We start from the raw sequence: 19,879 nt of genomic DNA on the forward strand, positions 1-19,879 counted from the left end.
TACAAACATTCAAGCTTATCTTGAGTGATCGCTCAAATTAGTGAGGACTTATACTGGTCAATATACAAATTAGATCTGCATTGCTGAAATTAAATAACAACTTTTCAACACTCTGTCATATAACTCGATATACTTGTGTGCATATAATTTAGATATAGTAATTAAGAGTGAGCTAATTATGACAACGCCAAATTTAAGTGAAGAACACGCAGTAATTTTAGGGCTTGGGGCAAAAAAACGCCTAGCCTATATGTTCGAAACCGTACAACAATTTAAACAAGTATGGATTTTAAACGATGATGATGGCTGCGTTATGCTTGCCAACGAAGATGACGACTGTGTTCCAGTTTGGCCAACTCGCGAATTTGCAGAGGCATGGGCAACTGGCGAATGGGTTGGTTGTAGCGCTAAAGCAATTCCACTTGCTGATTGGTTTAGTCGCTGGACACCAGGCCTTGAAGAGGATGATTTACTTATTGCTGCCTTTCCTACTGAGGAAGACGACGGCACGATATTGTTTTCAGATGAGTTTGAAAAACAATTAAGAGCACCGAAGAAAAAATATTAAGGTTCAAAGCCTAAATACTCAGAGTTCTAAAATTTATAAACGCGGCACTTAATTTAGTAGCCGCGTTTTTATTGGCAATATCTAAAATTCAAGTAAGCCTGCGTAATTGCATCTGGATTTTCTACTTGCGGATAATGCCCAAGCTCTACAAACTCTTGTACGCGCGCATTGGGGACCAGCTTTTTATAATGTTCAATCATGTGCTTACCAGAGATGGGATCTTCTGCGCCTGCTATAAACGTAAGTGGTATATTGCTATTTATGATGGCACCAACCCAACGCTCTCTGTTTTGCTGCCTCTGCTTTATATAACTAATGAGTTTAGGCATAACGGCTAAACCATTTTTATGAATTAGCAACTCCCAAAGTGTGTCTACCACTTGTTTTGAAGGGGGTGTACTTTTACTAAAAATAGTCACTAAATTATTGGCAAATTTTTGTTTATTCATTAATTTTGGCACTAGCCAACCAAACTTAGATAATAATAATTTTTGTATAAATAAGGGTTTGTGCACTTCTGGAAACAGTCCACCATTTAAAAAGCAAACACTATTGATCGTTATGGCACTTTGGTTATGTACTTGCCTTGCTAATAACTCTTGAGCCACAGTATCGCCATAGTCATGAGCTAAAATATGTATATCATTAATATTTAACGTTTTTAAAAATTGAGTATATAAGTCGGCTTGTTCAGTAATTTTATAGCCTGCATTTTTAGGTTTATCTGACAAACCAAAACCTAGCATATCGAGTGTAATTACAAAATAATGTTCACTAAGCGCTTGCCACATACCTTCCCAGTCCCAACTAGCACTTGGAAAGCCATGTATTGCAGGTTTTGTTACATCGCCGGCTACTTTTGTAAATATTTGATGACCATTAATTTGGGTAAATGAACCCTGAGACTGCCACTGCTGTAGGGAAACCATGTATTAGCTTAATTTTTATTATTTATTTGTGTAGTTCTATCATAAGAGTGATATGAAGAGGTAATAAAATTGATATTTAGGAAAAATTTTAATCCGAAAAAATCAACAGCTCCTAAATAAATTTAAAAAGCGGCTAACTAAACAGTCAGTCGCTTTTTTAACTATAAAAAGTTTATTAGCACAAAACCTTATACTCTTTTCGTATTTATAATAAATTTTTAAATAAGTAGATTAACGACCCAAGCTGATTTATTTTCTTTTTTAATTAGAACACATCTAAAAGTATGAACAAACCACGATTACAGCGCCTTAAATAACACATACTAAAACTTCAAATAATACTTTATAACTATATTCAACTACGTAGTCACAAATCAACTGCCCGAATATTAAACGATTGACATATTTATTAATGAAGTGTTAACGTCATAAAACACAAATGCCACCGGTGGCAATAGACATCTAAGTATCATTTTTGTTACACACAACGCTCTTATATAAAGGAAAAATCATGAAAAGCATGAGACTCAGCACAATAGCAGCTGCATTATTATTAGCCCTTCCCTCTTATGGGCAAAGCTCTTCAACCGCTGATGAGCTTAACAATAAAGAAAAGCCGATCTCTAGTGCATTATCGAAACAAGAAGGTAAACCTCAAACACCAGAAGATGATATTGAAATTATTAGTGTTACCGGTATTTACCAAGCTGATTTAAAAGCACGTGCACTTGAGCGAGACAGTAATGCATTTAGTTCAGTTATTGCAACTGATGACATGGGCAACTTTGTTGATCAAAATGTCGCAGAGTCATTAAGAAGAATGCCAGGTGTAACACTGGAAAGAAGTGAAGGAGAAGGGAAATACGTAGCTGTTCGTGGTTTAGGACCTAAGTTTGTAGCAATAAATATGAACGGTGCTGAGTTATCTGGCGCAGGAGATGACCGAAAAGTAGGTTTGGACGGTATAACGAGTGATTCTCTTGGTTCCATTGAAGTTTTTAAAACACTGACTCCTGACATGAACCTAAATTCAATTGGTGGTGCTGTAAATGTTAAATCGATCTCTGCTTATGATCGAGGTGAGAATACCCTAAAAATAAAAATTCAAGACGCTTACAATGAGCTGCGCGAAAAACACTCTCCTAAATTTAGTATTGATGGGACTCAATTGTTTCTTGATGACACCATTGGTATTGGGTTTGCCTTATCTTACGAAGATCGTAAAACACAAGTGGATGAAAATAGGCATCACAGTACCCGTGATTTAAATTTTTTAAAAGGTGGAATAGGCTTAACTGCGGAAGACATTGAAAGCGCACCTGAAATTTTAGCTCCTGCGCAATTAGAAAACCGCCGTGAAATAGCAAATAGGGAAAGAACTACCGCAACGGTTAATATCGAATTTAAACCAACAGACTCTGGTTTCTACTATTTACGTGCCAATTACTCAAACTATACAGATGAAGATATAGCACTACGTGAATTCTATAATTTTTATAATGGCGACCAAGATGACGAAGTTATTTATGTAAATTCAGAAACTAAAGAATTTGCACTGTCTGACATTGATGTAATGAACCAATATTTTGTTCAAGAAGGCGAAAAAACCACTATTAATATGAGTATTGGGGGTGAAAATTACGTAGGTGATGACTGGAAAATAAATTATGAGTATGCATATTCAAAAACAGATGATGAGTCTGTAGGTGACCGTCGTGTGCAATTTCGTGAAAGAGAAAATATTGTCTACGGCAAAGCGTCTAAAAACAGTATTGTGGCACGTGTACTTACTCCCGCAGAAGCCGCTGAGTTAGGCGGGTTTGCATTAAGTAACGAAGGCGATGTATTCAACGGTGAAGCTGATGGAGATTTAAGCGATCTTTCCAACATGGAATACGATAACTTGTTTATGGAAGACAGCACTCGTACTGACGAAATTAGTAGCTTAAAATTAGATTTAACCAAACAGTTTGACTCGGAGTATATAAATTATATCAAGTTTGGTGGTACCTATAATGAACGCGAGCACTATAACAACAAAGATCGCTGGAGTTATAGCATTGATGATAGTGACTGCAATGGGGATGAAACTTGTATTACTGTTGCGAACTCTAATATAACTAACTATGACTACGCAATACCTAATAATAGTGATTTCTCTTATCCGTTTGTATCTCGCTCGCAAATGGAATACATGGTTGATGCAACATCAATTACGCGCGAAAGTGCCACCGGTGGTGAAACGTCAATTGATAGTACTAAAGAAGATTATACATTAAACGAAGATACTTATGCCGCCTACGTAATGACTGAGCTACGTCTAGCGGATAACTTAAAAGTAATCACTGGGGTACGCTATGCGCACACTGAATTCTCATCCACTGGTTTTATGTCACTTGAGAATGATGATTGGAAGTTCGATGGTATAAACACACTCGATCTAGCTGTCCCCCTTCCCGAAAGTAGTATCACTTACAGTGAATATTTTCCGAGTATGCATATACGGTATGAGCCATCTGATACGGTATTAGTACGTTCATCACTTTGGACTAGTTATACCCGACCTTCGTTTAAACAAGCACGTGGTTATGCGAAATTTGATAATGACATTAGCTTGTGTGATCCAGCCACCGATGACTGTTTTAACTCGCAGGATGGCCAAAGCGCACTTGATTTACAAAACTATGTTTTAGGCCCTGATAACGCATTACAAGTAGGTAATCCAAACTTAGTTGCAATGAGCTCAACTAACTTCGATGCATCAATTGGTTGGTATCCTTCAAAAGAACTCTTTATGGAACTTGCTGTTTTTTATAAGGATATTGATAATTTTATCGTTGATGTTTCAGGTATTCAAATGCGCTTGGATGAATTGCCTTTAACATTGCCCGTTAATCAAGTTTCTGAGTTTGCAATTTTACAAGACTTACAACTAAATCAAGTAGATATCACACTCAATGGTGACACTGCCAATGTATATGGTATGGAATTGAGCTTTAATCAATTTTTTGAAAATGGTTTGTTTTGGCAAAGTAATATGACGGTAGTAAGCAGTGAAGCAACGCTAGACGATTCTATACGTGTAGATAAAATGCCACTACCTGGACAAGCAGATATTACTGCTAACATCTCTTTCGGTTGGGAAGATGACGATTTGTCACTTCGTTTAATCAGTAATTACCGTTCAAAAATCCTTGAAGAAGTTGGTGCTTGCCCTGCTTCTGCAAATATATCTGATCCCCACGAATGTAAAAAATGGGCGGATATATATCAAGACGCAATTACTACCGTAGATTTTAAACTCAAGTATGACTTTAGCAAAAACCTAAGCGCTTACTTTGATGCAATTAACATAACCGATCAATCTGATCTTCGCTATTTCGCAGGTAATGAGCTATCTGGTGGTGCTGTCCTGTATCAGCGTGAGAACTATGGACGAACCTTTCAACTTGGTATGAATTATAAATTCTACTAAATAATCTGAACTCTAAATAATAAATCTCTTAACCAGAGTACAGATTAAATACACAAAACTAAAAATTAGCACACTCTACGTGTGCATCACACACTGCCAACACAGACGCTAAAAAGTTCATCCTTGGAGGGATGTATGAAAACAAAAATAAGTGTAATCACCACATTATTACTCAGTACAATATTAACGGGATGCCAGGAAGAAAGTTCAATTAACGTTAAAGAAGCACCCGCCCCTGCTATTCAAGGAACCTTTGTAGATAGCCCTGTTGCAGGCTTAAGTTACACAAGTTTATCAGTACCTGATGGTGTAACCGATGCCAACGGTCAATTTAACTATTTTCGCGGCGAAGCGATTACGTTTGCAATAGGAGATATTGCGTTTCCATCTATTGCGGCAAGTAATATCTTGTCACCTTTAAATTTATTTTCAACCGATACTGTATTTCATCCTGCTGTTGTAAACAGCTTGCGATTATTTCAATCACTTGATAGTGATGGCGATGTGAGTAACGGTATTACCATTAGTGCCACAACAGCCGATGCAGCAACGATCAACTTATCAGAAGGCCAAACAATTACCGATTATTTTAGTCGTAGTGAAGATGAATTTGCGGCAGATGTAAACGTTTGGCTAGCAAATGCAGGCACACCAACAACGGAACTCATTGATGCTGATCAGGCTATATTACATTTTGTTGATTTTGTGTATAAGCAATACAACAGTACACAGCCTAATGCATTTAACTTGTCACTATTTACCGGTGATGTATACAACCCTTTGGTAAAAGGCAGTACTGCCGGTATTGAAATACTTAATTTTAGCCCCGCTGATGATACTAACTCCACGGGCACATTTACTAGAACAGCTGATGGTGAAATTATTGGCAACGGCAATTATGAATTTATATTTGGTGATCGCGTACTCGCTTTTACAACTGCTGTTAATGGTGAGTCAAATACACAATACCTAATTTCACGTTCATTTAATACGGTTGATAGTGTGTATAGTTTGTGCCACCAATCTGATGACGCATCGCTTAGCGACATGATTGCAAAATGCGATAGTAACGACGATGCTAAAAATAACGTTATCGTATTTAGTGAAGAGCAAGCTGCCATTGAGCTTGAAAACCTCAACAATTTAGCAGAACAGAACAGCAAAGCACTTATTGAAGATTTTAACACCACCACTGAAGACTTCTTTAAGTCTACCTATAAAAGCGTAAGTGATGAGATTGGCAGTGCTGCTCTTTACTTCAAAACCGGTGGTAGCTTAGAACTTGATGCTGAAAATGGCAATATAGTGCTTGAAGGCGACCGCTTTAGTATTGGTAACACACTGCCAGGCAAAGAAACAAGCCCAAGTGACACATTGGGTAAAGGTATTTATAACTTAAGTGAAGGCTTTACAATTAGCTTTGATGTTATTGCCCATAATGATGCGGGTACTCTGTCATTGTATGTTGACAATAATACGACTGGCCAAGACAACTCAGTACATGGCAAAGCATCTAAATTTTATTCAAAAGCTATTACAGCTGAAAATTTACCTCAAGGTCAACGCTTTACATATACCTATAAACCAGGTGAAGACGTAGTAACAGGCCCTGATCTGGACAGCGAAAGCGCGCAAGGCGTATTAAATGCAGAGATTAAAAACTCATTTTTACAGATTCGAACTGATAGCGCGGCATCAATTACGTTAGATAATTTAGAGTTAATTACGGTTGCCACAGATGTACCTGAAATTGAAGAGCCTACTGATCCAACCACACCACCAACAGGGGGAGACACGACAACGCCATTCCCATTTGTTACTGATTTTACAACGGTAACAGGTGATTTATTTTCAACTGATTTTTCCGCGATTACAGCAGCTGACGGCTCTATCGTCCCTATGTTTAAAAAGACAGGTGGATCGGTTTCTGTTATTGATACCGGTTTAGAAATTAATAGTGGCCGCTTTACAATGGGTAATACAACGCCAAATGTAGAGACGACCGAAACAGATCAAAGTACAACTGGTAGCTTTGATTTATCGCGCCCCTATCAAATTTTGATAGATATCGTGAGTGTGAGCGATCCTGATGGTGATAATAACTTCCAAATTTACGTGGATAACAATACCTCTAGCAGCTCAAAGTCAATTCATGGCTCTAGCTCAAAATTTTACAATGAATTAATTAACACCTTAGTACCTGACACTACGCTAGTTGTTGAAGGTAAAGTTGCAACAGCAACTTCATTTTTACAGCTGCGTACTGAAAATGGCGGGACGGTTGTTATTAAAAATCTACGTATCGAATACTTAGACGATCCGAGCGTGTTTAAATGTAATAGCTCTCCTGAGCTGTATTTTTGTGATGACTTTTCAGCAGGCGATTTATCCAACTGGAAAATTATTGCAAAACCAGATAACACAGCGGGCGCCGTGGGTGAATTTGATATTTTAGATTTAAGTGGTAACAACGTTATGCGTTACACCGCCGGTGGTGTTGGTGGTGAGCTCATTTTAGCCACTGAAGACGCATTACAAAATGTGCCAGATACCGGTAACTACTTTTTTGAAGCTGATATTCGACCACGTCAAAACAGTACAACAGCGAGCAAACAGCTCTACTTAATGGCTCGTTATGAAAGTGAAGGCAACTGGCTTGCTGGTGGCTTAAATGTACAAAACTCAACAAGTAGCACACAAGTAGAAGTGGCTGTGACTGTTGACGGTTCTATTTCTCGACCTGTACAAGCTAAGTCTCCTATCTTATTAGGTGAAAAAGGCGGTACAACTGATGGCGTTTGGTATACCACCCGCTTTGAAATGATAGACTCAGAGCTTACTGCATACCTGAATGGTGAAAAAATGGGCACAATTAGCGACAGCACGTATAGCGCTCGTGGCCTAATTGGTTTGTTTACTAACAACCGCTCATTTGAACTTGATAACGTTAAAGTCGGCGATCCAAGTATTAAGCCAATTCAATTAACCCTTGATTATAAAGATCCTGCATGGGATGCCAGTACAACCACTGATCCGCTCATAATTAATGTGACAGCAATTAAAGACGATGGTGTTACACCCGATACCTTCAGCGTTACATCGAGTAATAAAGACGTAGTGTCTGCTGATGTCTCAGGCGATGTAGTTACGTTAAGCCCGCTCAGTGCTGGTGAAGCAACAATTAAGTTTGTATCAGGTTCTGATGAAACAATAATCAGAACGATTGAAGTAAATGTTGTCGAAGGCTTTGTGATGCCAAGCACCGATTATGGTGACCTAAGCGGTAAGCTAATGCCTGAAAAATCAGCAGATAATCAATTTGTTGATACGTTAATTTCAATTGATTTTGATACTACCGGTGTAACACCAACCTTAGGTAGTATTGGCGAAGTTAGGATTTATAAACAAAGTGATGACACTTTAGTTGATACCCTAAAAGTAGGTAAAAACATCGATGTAATTGGTTACCATGGGCAAGATCGCATACGTGCTGTAAATTACTTCCCTATTAGCTTAGAGGACAATACATTAATCATTAAGCCTCGCAACAGTGTGCTTGAGTATGGCCAAACTTATCGTGTAGTTATCGGTGACGACGTTGTTACTGGTGCTAAATTAAATGACATGGATTTCGCTGGACTTGGCAATAACAGTCAGTGGACATTTACAACCAAAGTAAATATCCCAGTAGGAAATGAGCTACTCGTGGACGATAATGACGTTGCTGACTTTAGAACCGTGCAAGGCGCACTTAATTTTGCAATGCAGCATCTTGATAAAGATGAGCAAACAACGGTTTCAATAAAAGACGGGACTTACAATGAGCTGCTATTTCTGCGCAATAAAAATAATATAACGCTACAAGGTGAAAGCCAAAACAACACTATTATTCAGTACGAAAACTACGAAACACTTAATAGCGGTTCAGGTGGTAGCGCGGCACTTGGCGGTGGTACTCCAAACGGTGGCCGTAGTGTATTTTTGGTTGAAGGCACAGATATGCTGGTTATTAACAATCTAACGTTAAAAAACACGCACATTCGTAGTAACAGCGTATCAAATCAAGCTGAAACTATTTATTTCAATAGCCAATATCGTTTAGTTGCCAACAACGCAAACTTTATTAGTGAGCAAGATACCCTACTACTAAAAGGCTATACTTGGTTTTACAACACGCTAGTTGCCGGTAACGTAGACTTCATATGGGGATACCCAGTTACTTCGTTATTTGAAGATAGCGAAATACGTACCCTAGGTGATTCTAAAAATGGAGATCCAACCCAAGACACCAAAGGTGGCTATGTTTTACAAGCGCGTGTACCGGTAGAAACCGATCCTGGCTTTATTTTCTTAAACAATGAGTTTACCAATGGTCCTGGCCCTATTGGTAATGGCGTACTAGACAATTCAACATATCTTGCCCGCAGTAGTGGTAGCTCTTCATACTTTGATAATGTAACCCTTATCAATAACAAGTTTGATACCCACATTGCAACTGTTGGCTGGGCTGTTCAAGGTGTTGAAAATCAACCAGCTCCAAATCCAGAAGCACCTTCAGCAACAAGCGGCTGGCGTGAATACGGCAGCATGGATATGCAAGGTAACGCACTAGATTTAAGCACCCGTAATGGTGGTTATATTTTACAAACAAGTGAAGTAGCTCAACTGCTTGAACGTGATAGTATTTTTGCAAGTTATGGCGATGGCGCAGGGTGGACCCCAACCCCTTTACCAGTGCCAGTGTTACCTGACGAACCTGTAAAAGTAATATCTGTTAACGTGAATTTAGGATTTGCTGGTTATAACTTTGATGTGACCGGTGGTACTAATGGCACTGTGGTAACTGTAGATAATGGCTCATCATTAAAAGCAGCATTAAGTGAAGCAAAAGCAACCAGTACACCTATTATCATTTATGTTGATGGTGTTATTACTGATGCGAACAGTGGCGGTGATGGCTTATCAATTCAGATAAAAGATATGGATAATGTGTCTATTGTGGGCGTAGCAGATCGTGGTCATTTGGATGGTATTGGCATCGAAATTCGCAGAGCGAATAATATCATAATTCAAAATTTAAAAATTAATCAAGTGCTTACCGGTGGTAAGGATGGTATTTCAATTGAAGGCGATGAAAACGGAAGTACCTCTAATATCTGGATTGACCACAATGAGTTATATTCATCGCTAGACTCAGATCAAGATTTTTATGATGGCCTAATTGATTCTAAATCTGGCGCGCAAAACATCACAATTTCTTATAACTACTTACACGATAGCTGGAAAACCTCATTACACGGTCATAGTGATGATGACACCAGTACCAACAAAAATCGCTTTATTACTTTTCACCATAACCGATTTGAAAATATTGTATCGCGAGTACCCTTATTTAGATTCGGTCGCGGCCATGTATTTAATAACTACTACAACAACATTACCTCTAGTGCCATAAATTCACGTATGGGGGCGGAGCTTCAAATAGAAGGTAACTACTTTGAAAACACCAAAAACCCGGTGATCTCGTTTTATTCAGATACTATTGGCTATTGGAATACATCGGGTAACTACCTCAGTGATACCGTTACCTGGGGTGAAGTACCAGACGGTGACGTAGCGGGTGAAGTAACCGAAAATGGAATTACACCAACAAGTAGCTACCAAGTGCCTTATGAGTACACACTAACCCCTGTTATGGCTATTAAAGATCATGTTATTGCGCATGCAGGTATTGGTAAAATAGATCAAAGTGATTTAGATATCCCAACGATTGAAGAGCCTACAGAGCCGCCGATTCAAGAGCCGTTAGGGCTACCATTTACTGAAAATTTTTCTGCAAACAACGCTGATGAATTTTTCAGTAATCGTTACCGTGACTTATCAGGCCTTGCAGGGAGCAACACCCCTATTTCACCGTGTTACAGGCAGTGTTCAGGTAAGTAATGGAAAACTAACCATGACCGGTACACGTATTAGTATTGCAAATACAACACCGACCATTAACACCACGGGTGGCGATACGCAAACAAGCGGATTATTAGACCTATCAAATAACTACCAAGTAACGTTCAAGGTGGATGCTGTAAGCGGTAATACAGCTAAAAGCTTTCAGATATACGTAGACAACAATACCTCAGGAAGTGCTAATTCAATACATAACGGTAGTTCTAAGTTTTACTCTATAAAGCTGGAAGAGCTAGTACTGGGGCAAACCTATACTGTTGATGGTTTTGTTGCCACACCAACCTCTTTTATAACTATCCGTACAGAGAGTGAGGCAACTATTACGATAGATGAATTAACAATTCAGTAACCTTCCCAAGTAAAAAGCCCTTTATGTTGATTCTATGGGGCTTTCATTTTTATATCTTTAATATAAAACTACATTTTTAGTTATTTCTTATTACACATAAGTCCAGCTCAAATAACACAATAAGTAACAACTTAAGATTAACATATTACCTCGAATTTAAGTCGATACAACTCTATAAGGTATTGTCCATTATATAAATTACAAAAAAAGCCTAAGTTGTAACATTCAAAATAAGTGCTATATTTAGTCCGAGCATAAGATACTAAACGCTTATATAAGTACATATAAAAGGACGAATGAATGCTTGCAAAAAGCAGGATTAATAATGGGCTTTTACTACAAGTAATCATCCAAATTATTATCCTCATTATAGGTGCTACTTTCACTTATTCTCAGCATATTCAATATCAACGCGAACGTAATGCTGTTATTTCAACGGCTCTAAACAACCGACTTTCCTCATTATCCACAGGTATCATCAATAGGGTTAATTTATATCAATATGGGCTATTCGGCTTAAAAGGATTTATACACGGTATTGGCATTGATAATTTAAATTATCAAGCGATGCAAAACTACTCAAATAGCCGAAATTATACTTTAGAATTCCCTGGTGCAGATGGTATCGGTTTTATTAAAAGAGTATCACCAGCGCATTTAGCTCAATTTTTAGAACACGCTAAAAACGAGCGGCCCGATAATACCTTTAGTTTAAAGTCACTCAAAGACGACAACGATGAGCATTTTATTATTCAGTATATTTTTCCTGAAAAAAATAATTCAAAAGCACTTGGTCTTGATATTGGCTCTGAGAACATACGCCGACAAGCAGCACTCAACTCAGCAATAAACAATAGCACCCAATTATCGGCGCCAATTACCTTAGTACAGGCTGACAAAAAACCACAGCAAGGTTTTTTGATTTTACTCCCTGTATATCAACAAAATATCGTGCCAAAAAATACACAACACCGCCTAGAAAAATTAGTAGGTTGGACTTATGCCCCTCTATTAATTAATAATATTTTAGAGTCACTTTCTCAAGTAGACGAAAATAGTTTAAGCATCAGTGATTTAAATAACAGTACTGAATTTACCTTTTTTAATTACGGCAATAAGAATAATAACACCGCGTTTCAAACTTCTAATACTATCAATATTATGGGACGAAGCTGGAAAGTAACACTGCATGGTTCTCAATCTTTTATCGCCAACCTCCATTTAGCTAATAAATATCAAGCACTCGTTGATGGAGTCTTTTTAACCGTCTTCTCAATGTTTTTTATATTCGCTCTACAGCTATTTTTTTATCGCAGGGCACAAAGAATAAAACTCAAAGTAGAAGCCGCTAAAAAGCACGAACAAATACTTGAACAAGCAAATTCAAAACTAGAAATTGAAGTAAAGTTACGCACCCAACAAATAGCCGATATAAGTACTTTACAACGCAGTATTTTAGACAGTGCGAGTTACTCTATTATTGCTACAGACAAAGACGGCCTAATTACTGAATTTAATCCTGCTGCAGAGAAACTACTTGGCTACAAAGCCAGCGAAATTATTGGTATCAAAAACCCGAGTATTTTTCATGTAGAAGATGAAGTAGTTAAAAAAGCGCAGCAATTAACAAAAGAATTAAACAAACCTATTAAACCTGGCTTTGAAGTATTTGTCGTTAAAGCAACCCCCACCGAACCTGATATAAACCAATGGACATACATAGATTCTAACGGTAAGCATATCCAAATTAATTTAAGCATTACCTCATTGCTCAATAATAGAGGTCAAGTAGTTGGTTTTTTAGGTATCGCATTTGATTTAACACAGCAAATAAAACATGAAGAAGCACTTGCACAAGCAAAAGAATTAGCAGAGCAAAGCTCTAAGGCTAAATCAGAGTTTTTAGCAAATATGAGTCACGAAATTCGTACCCCAATGAATGGTATTTTAGGTACTTTGCAACTACTACAAGAGCAGCCACTTAATGAAAAATCACAAGAATATTTAAAAAAATCATTATACTCAACAAGAGCATTAACAACCATCATCAACGATATTCTCGACTTTTCTAAAATCGAAGCCGGTAAATTATCATTAGAAAGCATGCACTTTGAACTGAATGAGTTGATAAACCATTTAGAGTCGGATCTCGCACTTTTTGCTAATGAGAAAGGCATTTACTTACGTTTCATATCTAATATTGATCACAACTATTGGATAGGTGATCCGGTTAGGCTGAGACAGATTTTCATTAACTTAATCTCTAATGCCATTAAATTCACCCACGAAGGTGGTGTAACCGTTGAGTTTAAGTTAACTGACGATAATAAAATATACGGCATTGTTTCAGATACAGGCATTGGTATATCACAAAATGCAATTGATCGATTATTTGAACGCTTTGAGCAAGCAGAAACGTCTACTACCAGAGAATATGGTGGAACAGGGCTTGGCTTACCAATAACAAAATCGTTAATTAGCCTCATGAAAGGTGAAATTAAAGTGACCAGCACATTAAACTCTGGAAGCCAATTTTGTGTTTATTTACCACTGAAGAAAGCAAATATAAAAGCAATAGATCTAAATACAAAGTATTTAGAATTTCCTGATTTATCAAACAAAACAATTTTAATCGCAGAAGACAACAAAATTAATCAACTGGTTGCAACTGCAATGTTAGAGCCGACTAAAGCCAATATTGTAATAGCTAATAATGGGCTTGAAGCAATTGCATTATATGAATCGTTGTTACCTGACATTATTCTTATGGATATTCAGATGCCGAAAATGGATGGTTTTGAGGCCTGTAAAAAAATAAAAAAATAAATAGTAAACAAGTCATTATAGCCCTAACGGCCAATGTTTTTACTGAACAAAAAGAATTGTATAAACAACTTTTTGATGGCTATATTTCTAAGCCTATTGAAAAACAAGAATTAATAAAAGCACTACATATGAATAATACAGAGGAAAACATTTGATATGCCTCAACAAATCAAGTTTAAGTAGATTGAATTAACAACATACTCCAAATTACTTTGTCGCGCCTAAACAATAGTTGAGCAGAGTTTACTTTACATTAAAAAGCCCAGTTAAATTAATAACTGGGCCTTAAGAATAATGGTGGAGGGAGAGGGATTCGAACCCTCGTTAGGGATAAACCTAAACACACTTTCCAGGCGTGCGCCTTCAGCCACTCAGCCATCCCTCCACAGTGTTGCAATTGTATAATGCAACGGCACGCTATAGTATGAAATAGGCCCACAAGGTGCAAGGCATTTTTAAATATCAACCTTCAAGTGCTTACTTATCAAGCAATAACTTACGTTTAAGTATAAAAAACGGCTAAATTCAAGATTTAACCGTTTTTAATTTAAACTTTAAAATGACTTAACCTGAACTCTGATTAAGAGATTAACTACGTATTGAATATGATGATATTTAAATTTATTTTCTCTAGCCAGAGCTCAGGTTACTTAGCCATACTCGCGGTAAATTCAAGCATGCGATTAAGTGACTTAAGTGCGCCTTCGCGTAAATCCATATCAACAAATACTTCTTTGCCTTTCGGGTCAATTAGGGCTTCCTCAATCGCTTTTAAGCCATTCATTGCCATCCAAGGGCAATGAGCGCAACTTTTACATGAAGCGCCCTCACCTGCCGTTGGAGCCGCGAAAAACTCTTTATCTGGGCATAGTTGCTGCATTTTATAAAAAATACCGCGATCGGTTGCAACAATAAATTTATTGTTGGGCATTGTTTGCGCAGCTTTTATGAGTTGGCTCGTTGATCCTACTGCATCGGCAAGTGCAACAATCTCTGCTGGCGATTCTGGATGAACTAATACGCCTGCATCTGGGTGTAGCGCCTTCATATCTTTTAAAGCTTTAGTTTTAAATTCGTCATGTACAATACATGCACCATTCCACATAAGCATATCAGCACCGGTATTTTTTTGAATATAACTACCAAGGTGCTTATCTGGTCCCCAAATGATTTTTTCGCCTTGCTCATCTAGGTGCTCTACAATTTCAAGTGCACACGATGACGTTACAATCCAATCGGCACGCGCTTTGACCGCAGTAGAGGTATTTGCATATACAACAACTTTACGATCTGGGTGCTGATCGCAAAACGCAGAGAAATCGTCTATCGGGCAACCAATATCTAACGAACATGTTGCTTCAAGTGTTGGCATAACAACCGTTTTATTGGGTGTTAATATTTTAGCTGTTTCGCCCATAAATTTTACGCCCGCGACGATAATCATATCTGCATCGTGACGTGCGCCAAAACGTGCCATTTCTAGCGAATCGGCAACGCAACCGCCGGTTTCTTCAGCAAGTGCTTGAATTTCAGGATCGGTATAATAATGGGCAACAAGTACTGCATTTTTATCTTTTAGTAATTGCTTTATACGCGCTTTATATTCGCCTTGCTCGTCTTGTGTTAACGGTGCTGGCTTAGGGGGAAAGATATAACCTTCAGGCATAATAGTTTGAGCTAGACTCATGTTCTCGACCACTTATCTACAGTGCATTAATTAGGGCGAATTATACGAGAATATCAAAGCAAATAACAGCAAACTAGCGAGGCTGTTTATAAAAAATAAAGTGGGAATTTAAAAAAGAATATAAAGGAAAGTATTAGAGAGTGGTGGGTCATGATGGATTTGAACCATCGACCAATTGATTAAAAGTCAACTGCTCTACCAACTGAGCTAATGACCCGCTCTAATATAAATCTGCTTTGTAAAAAGCTGCGTAAATCCGCCGATTAAAACTGTCATAGAATGGTGGGTTATGATGGATTTGAACCATCGACCAATTGATTAAAAGTCAACTGCTCTACCAACTGAGCTAATAACCCGCTCTATGCACTTATTCAGTTAAGAATGAAGTTTACGTAAATCCGCCGACTGATGCCAAACAGTATTCACAAGGAATAAAGAATGGTGGGTCATGATGGATTTGAACCATCGACCAATTGATTAAAAGTCAACTGCTCTACCAACTGAGCTAATGACCCGCTCTTATATAAATTTTCATAGAATGGTGGGTTATGATGGATTTGAACCATCGACCAATTGATTAAAAGTCAACTGCTCTACCAACTGAGCTAATAACCCGCTCTATGCACTTATTCAATTATGAATGAAGCTTACGTAAATCCGCCGATTGATACCAAACCGTATTCACAAGGAATAAAGAATGGTGGGTCATGATGGATTTGAACCATCGACCAATTGATTAAAAGTCAACTGCTCTACCAACTGAGCTAATGACCCGCTCATGCACCTATTTAAAATAAATAAGCTTGCGTAAATCCGCCGATTGATACCAAACCGTATTCACAAGGAATAAAGAATGGTGGGTCATGATGGATTTGAACCATCGACCAATTGATTAAAAGTCAACTGCTCTACCAACTGAGCTAATGACCCGCTCTGATATAATTGTCTGTACTAAAGTCTAAGTTAAACCATTATATTATTTATAAATATAAAATGGTGGGTCATGATGGATTTGAACCATCGACCAATTGATTAAAAGTCAACTGCTCTACCAACTGAGCTAATGACCCGCTCTAATTTAACAACTTTAAATACTACGTAAATCCGCCGATAAAAGACCATTTTAAAAATGGTGGGTTATGATGGATTTGAACCATCGACCAATTGATTAAAAGTCAACTGCTCTACCAACTGAGCTAATAACCCGCTCTTTTTGCCGCATTTCGAGTGGGGTAACCATTCGTTTGCTGCGGGCGCTTATAATACTTATTTATAAAATGAGTGCAACCGAAATTGTCTCTTTTTTTAAGTTTTTATGCCTAGTTGACCAATTTTAGACCGCTTATGACAAAAAGCAGTCTAATCAAGCCGATTCAATTATTTTGATAAGCGTTCTGTGGCCAATTTTGCAGCAGTTGTACTTGGATACTGATTAACAAGATCATTCAGAATTTTTAGAGCTTCCTCTGCTAAACCTTGCTCTTGCAAAAGTGTTCCTAGCTTTAACATTGCATCTGGTCGTTTATTTGAATTAGGAAATTCATTAACAACCACTTTAAAGTGCTCTATTGCTTTTACTGGCGTATTTTTAATCGTCAGCAATTGCCCAAGCCAATAATGTGCATTAGATGCATAAACTGAGTTTGGGTATGACGTTAAAAAAGTTTGAAACTCAGGAATTGCTTGATCATAACGCTTATCCTTCATTATAAGCGCTACAGCACGCTCGTATGCTTCGTTTTCAGATAAATCGTTACTGTATGTCTGTGCATCACTTGGTTGCGTATAATCAGCTGCAGGCGCTACAGCAGGTTGTGCATATGCTTGGCTTACGCGATTTTCAATTTCTTGATAAAGTTCGCGTTGACGCTGTAGTACTTTTTCAAGCTTATAGCTTTGTTCTTCAGTTACGCCACGGATTTGACTTACTTCATCTTGTAATAGATTGAGTTGTTGCTGTAACTCTACTTGTAAAAAATTACGCGACTGCATCATGCTCTCTAATGATGCTAAACGCTTCTCAATACTTGATTGTGAACCTGCAGCTTCTGAAACAGGAGCGGGAGCAGCCATTAACTGGGTGCTCCCGCTCAATATCATGGCTGCCAAAATAAGTTTCGGCTTCATAATATCTCTTATCTTAGTAAACGAGTACCGCACGGCGGTTTTTAGCGAAAGCTGATTCAGTGCGAGATTTAACCATTGGCTTCTCTTCACCGTAGCTTACTACTGACATTTGGCTAGCTGAAACACCTAAACTTTGTAAGTATTTCTCAACAGCTTGGCCACGGTGCTCACCTAGTGCAATATTGTACTCTGGCGTACCGCGCTCATCTGCGTGGCCTTCAATTAGTACTTTAACTGATGAATTTTGAACTAAAAATTCAGCATGAGCACGAAGTAAGTCAGCGTATTTGCCTTCAACTGTCGCTTTATCAAAATCAAAGTAGATTACTTGCTCTTGGCGTAGTGCTTCGTATTTTTGACGAAGTTGCTCTTCTGCTTGTTGCTCAGGAGAAATTGTAGCCACTTCAACTGTGTCTGTATTTGTCGATTGTTCAACAACAGCTTCATTTGTTTGATTTGCAGCACCTTCATCAATATCCGAAGATGAGCTACAAGCTGCTAATGTCATTACTGGCACAGCAATTAGCAGGCCTTTAAGTATTTTGTTAAGTTGCATTAAGTAGATTCCTATTTTGAGTAAACCAGTAATATTACTGTAAATATGGCGACCAAGCTGGCGCCTTTACTTGTCCGTCAAGCACAGGTAAACGAGCTTTAAAGCGACCGTCCATTGATACCAGCGCGAGTACCTGTTTATTATTATGAAGCGTGCTATAAATAATCATCGAACCATTTGGTGCTATGCTCGGTGATTCATCTAGGCGAGTTCGCGTTAATACTTGAAACGCGCCCGTAGCAAGCTCTTTCTTAGCAAGATGGTACTGCCCGTTGGTACGGTTAACCATCACTAATTCTTTACCGTCTGGTGTTATCGAACCCGCAAGGTTCATATCACCATCAAAGGTCAATCGCTGTGACCTACCATTTTTTAAATTTAACTTATAAATCTGAGCATTACCACCCCTTTCAGAGGTAAACACTATATCTTGACCATTTGGATACCAAGATGGTTCAGTATCTATACTACGATGTCGCGTAAGACGTATTTCTTTGCGTGTTGCCAAGTCTAATAAGTAAACTTCTGTAGCACCCGTTTTGTCTTTAGAGAGCACTAAAAGAAGCTTTTTACCATCTGGCGAAAACTGCGGAGCACCGTTAATACCGCGATAACTTGCAATAACTTCACGCTTACCGGTATACAAATCTTGAATATAAATTTGGCTTTGACGGTTTTCAAATGTCACATACGCTAATTTTGTGCCATCAGGTGACCAAGCCGGTGACATTAGTGGCTCTTTCGAACGTAGTAACACCTGTTCGTTAAACCCGTCATAATCTGATACAACAAGCTGATAAGGCTTATCATCACCATCACGTACAATTACGTACGCAATCTTGGTTAAAAAAGCACCTTTCTCACCCGTTAATTTCTCATAAATGACATCACTAATACGATGTGAATAACGACGGAAACCACTTATGCCAATAACACTATCTCGTGCTTCTAAAATATGATCTTGGCTTTTAAGTAACTTACCATTACTCATCATTTGCGTTTCACCACCCGTGATTTGACCACGAATAACATCGACTAACTCATAACGTACTAAATAACGTCCATCAGTCTGTTGCTCAACCTCGCCAACAAGTATCGCTTCAACACCTTTATTAACCCAAGATGCATAATCAATGTCAGCATCTTTGTTTGGTTGTTGCGGCATTTGCATAACATCTACAGGCTTAAACTTACCACTACGCATGAGATCTGCAGCAATAACATCACTTATTTTTTCAGGAATTGGACCAACACCATTGTATTTAAACGGCACAATTGCAATAGGTCTTGCACCATCTACACCTTCTGTTATTACAATTTCAAGGGCTGCGTTAGCAATGCCCTGAAAACCAAATAACAGCACTAAACGAGGCAATTTTTACTTTGTTGAACATATCA

Annotated in this window: 9 protein-coding genes, 9 tRNA genes and 1 pseudogene; 5 read left to right on the top strand and 14 right to left on the bottom strand. The window is 38.1% G+C overall.

The genetic code is table 11. The features are described 5' to 3' along the window. The first annotated feature begins 178 nt into the window (after positions 1–178). On the top strand, positions 179–568 hold the full coding sequence (locus P4S65_RS15425) for a DUF2750 domain-containing protein (protein WP_008139141.1): 390 nt from the start codon (positions 179–181) through the stop codon (positions 566–568). A 68-nt stretch (positions 569–636) separates the two neighbouring features. On the opposite strand, the gene P4S65_RS15430 is transcribed toward P4S65_RS15425, so the two are convergent. Continuing rightward, the gene (locus P4S65_RS15430; RefSeq protein ID WP_337120538.1) at positions 637–1,497 is read right to left on the bottom strand and encodes an alpha/beta fold hydrolase; all 861 of its coding nucleotides are present in this window, start codon (positions 1,495–1,497) and stop codon (positions 637–639) included. Positions 1,498–2,008: 511 nt separating this feature from the next. Here P4S65_RS15430 and P4S65_RS15435 point away from each other — a divergent pair. From P4S65_RS15435 to P4S65_RS15450, 4 genes and pseudogenes are all read left to right on the top strand, one after another. After that, complete coding sequence (locus P4S65_RS15435) at positions 2,009–4,972, top strand: TonB-dependent receptor (protein WP_096793358.1); 2,964 nt, start codon at positions 2,009–2,011, stop codon at positions 4,970–4,972. Positions 4,973–5,107: 135 nt separating this feature from the next. After that, positions 5,108–10,915, top strand: a complete 5,808-nt coding sequence (locus P4S65_RS15440; protein ID WP_337120539.1) for a pectinesterase family protein — start codon at positions 5,108–5,110, stop codon at positions 10,913–10,915. 13 nt (positions 10,916–10,928) lie between these two features. Next, entirely contained in the window at positions 10,929–11,285 is a 357-nt protein-coding gene (locus P4S65_RS15445) for a hypothetical protein (RefSeq protein WP_337120540.1), read from the top strand. A gap of 300 nt (positions 11,286–11,585) precedes the next feature. Next, positions 11,586–14,266 (top strand): annotated as a pseudogene (locus P4S65_RS15450) (CHASE domain-containing protein). 140 nt (positions 14,267–14,406) lie between these two features. On the opposite strand, the gene P4S65_RS15455 reads toward P4S65_RS15450, so the two are convergent. The 13 genes from P4S65_RS15455 to tolB all read right to left on the bottom strand — a co-directional run bounded on the left by P4S65_RS15455 (position 14,407) and on the right by tolB (position 19,856). Then, positions 14,407–14,496: transfer RNA gene (locus tag P4S65_RS15455), tRNA-Ser, on the bottom strand. Between the two features lie 261 nt (positions 14,497–14,757). After that, positions 14,758–15,798 carry a quinolinate synthase NadA gene (gene nadA / locus P4S65_RS15460; RefSeq protein WP_096793361.1) on the bottom strand — a complete coding sequence of 347 codons (1,041 nt, stop codon included), beginning with the start codon at positions 15,796–15,798 and terminating at the stop codon, positions 14,758–14,760. A gap of 141 nt (positions 15,799–15,939) precedes the next feature. Continuing rightward, positions 15,940–16,015: transfer RNA gene (locus tag P4S65_RS15465), tRNA-Lys, on the bottom strand. A gap of 63 nt (positions 16,016–16,078) precedes the next feature. Next, positions 16,079–16,154: transfer RNA gene (locus P4S65_RS15470), tRNA-Lys, on the bottom strand. Between the two features lie 83 nt (positions 16,155–16,237). Then, positions 16,238–16,313, bottom strand: a tRNA-Lys gene (locus P4S65_RS15475). Between the two features lie 24 nt (positions 16,314–16,337). Beyond that, positions 16,338–16,413: transfer RNA gene (locus P4S65_RS15480), tRNA-Lys, on the bottom strand. A gap of 83 nt (positions 16,414–16,496) precedes the next feature. After that, a tRNA-Lys gene (locus P4S65_RS15485) sits at positions 16,497–16,572 on the bottom strand. A gap of 80 nt (positions 16,573–16,652) precedes the next feature. Continuing rightward, positions 16,653–16,728, bottom strand: a tRNA-Lys gene (locus P4S65_RS15490). Between the two features lie 64 nt (positions 16,729–16,792). Then, positions 16,793–16,868: transfer RNA gene (locus P4S65_RS15495), tRNA-Lys, on the bottom strand. A 60-nt stretch (positions 16,869–16,928) separates the two neighbouring features. Next, a tRNA-Lys gene (locus P4S65_RS15500) sits at positions 16,929–17,004 on the bottom strand. Between the two features lie 171 nt (positions 17,005–17,175). After that, entirely contained in the window at positions 17,176–17,925 is a 750-nt protein-coding gene (gene ybgF, locus P4S65_RS15505) for a tol-pal system protein YbgF (protein ID WP_033023873.1), read from the bottom strand. A gap of 13 nt (positions 17,926–17,938) precedes the next feature. Next, positions 17,939–18,481, bottom strand: a complete 543-nt coding sequence (pal, locus tag P4S65_RS15510; protein ID WP_007378882.1) for a peptidoglycan-associated lipoprotein Pal — start codon at positions 18,479–18,481, stop codon at positions 17,939–17,941. A gap of 34 nt (positions 18,482–18,515) precedes the next feature. Further along, positions 18,516–19,856 (bottom strand): Tol-Pal system beta propeller repeat protein TolB, encoded by a 1,341-nt coding sequence (tolB, locus tag P4S65_RS15515; RefSeq protein WP_442961872.1) that lies wholly within the window; start codon positions 19,854–19,856, stop codon positions 18,516–18,518. Between the last annotated feature and the right edge of the window lie 23 nt (positions 19,857–19,879).

It is taken from the genome of Pseudoalteromonas sp. B131b (assembly GCF_037162545.1).
Taxonomy (GTDB): domain Bacteria; phylum Pseudomonadota; class Gammaproteobacteria; order Enterobacterales; family Alteromonadaceae; genus Pseudoalteromonas; species Pseudoalteromonas fuliginea.

What these genes read in the sequence shown, in the direction of transcription:
- P4S65_RS15425 (WP_008139141.1), top strand. Translation starts at nt 179, where the DNA reads ATGACAACGCCAAATTTAAGTGAAGAACACGCAGTAATTTTAGGGCTT.
- P4S65_RS15430 (WP_337120538.1), bottom strand. Translation starts at nt 1,497, where the DNA reads ATGGTTTCCCTACAGCAGTGGCAGTCTCAGGGTTCATTTACCCAAATT.
- P4S65_RS15435 (WP_096793358.1), top strand. Translation starts at nt 2,009, where the DNA reads ATGAAAAGCATGAGACTCAGCACAATAGCAGCTGCATTATTATTAGCC.
- P4S65_RS15440 (WP_337120539.1), top strand. Translation starts at nt 5,108, where the DNA reads ATGAAAACAAAAATAAGTGTAATCACCACATTATTACTCAGTACAATA.
- P4S65_RS15445 (WP_337120540.1), top strand. Translation starts at nt 10,929, where the DNA reads ATGACCGGTACACGTATTAGTATTGCAAATACAACACCGACCATTAAC.
- nadA (WP_096793361.1), bottom strand. Translation starts at nt 15,798, where the DNA reads ATGAGTCTAGCTCAAACTATTATGCCTGAAGGTTATATCTTTCCCCCT.
- ybgF (WP_033023873.1), bottom strand. Translation starts at nt 17,925, where the DNA reads ATGAAGCCGAAACTTATTTTGGCAGCCATGATATTGAGCGGGAGCACC.
- pal (WP_007378882.1), bottom strand. Translation starts at nt 18,481, where the DNA reads ATGCAACTTAACAAAATACTTAAAGGCCTGCTAATTGCTGTGCCAGTA.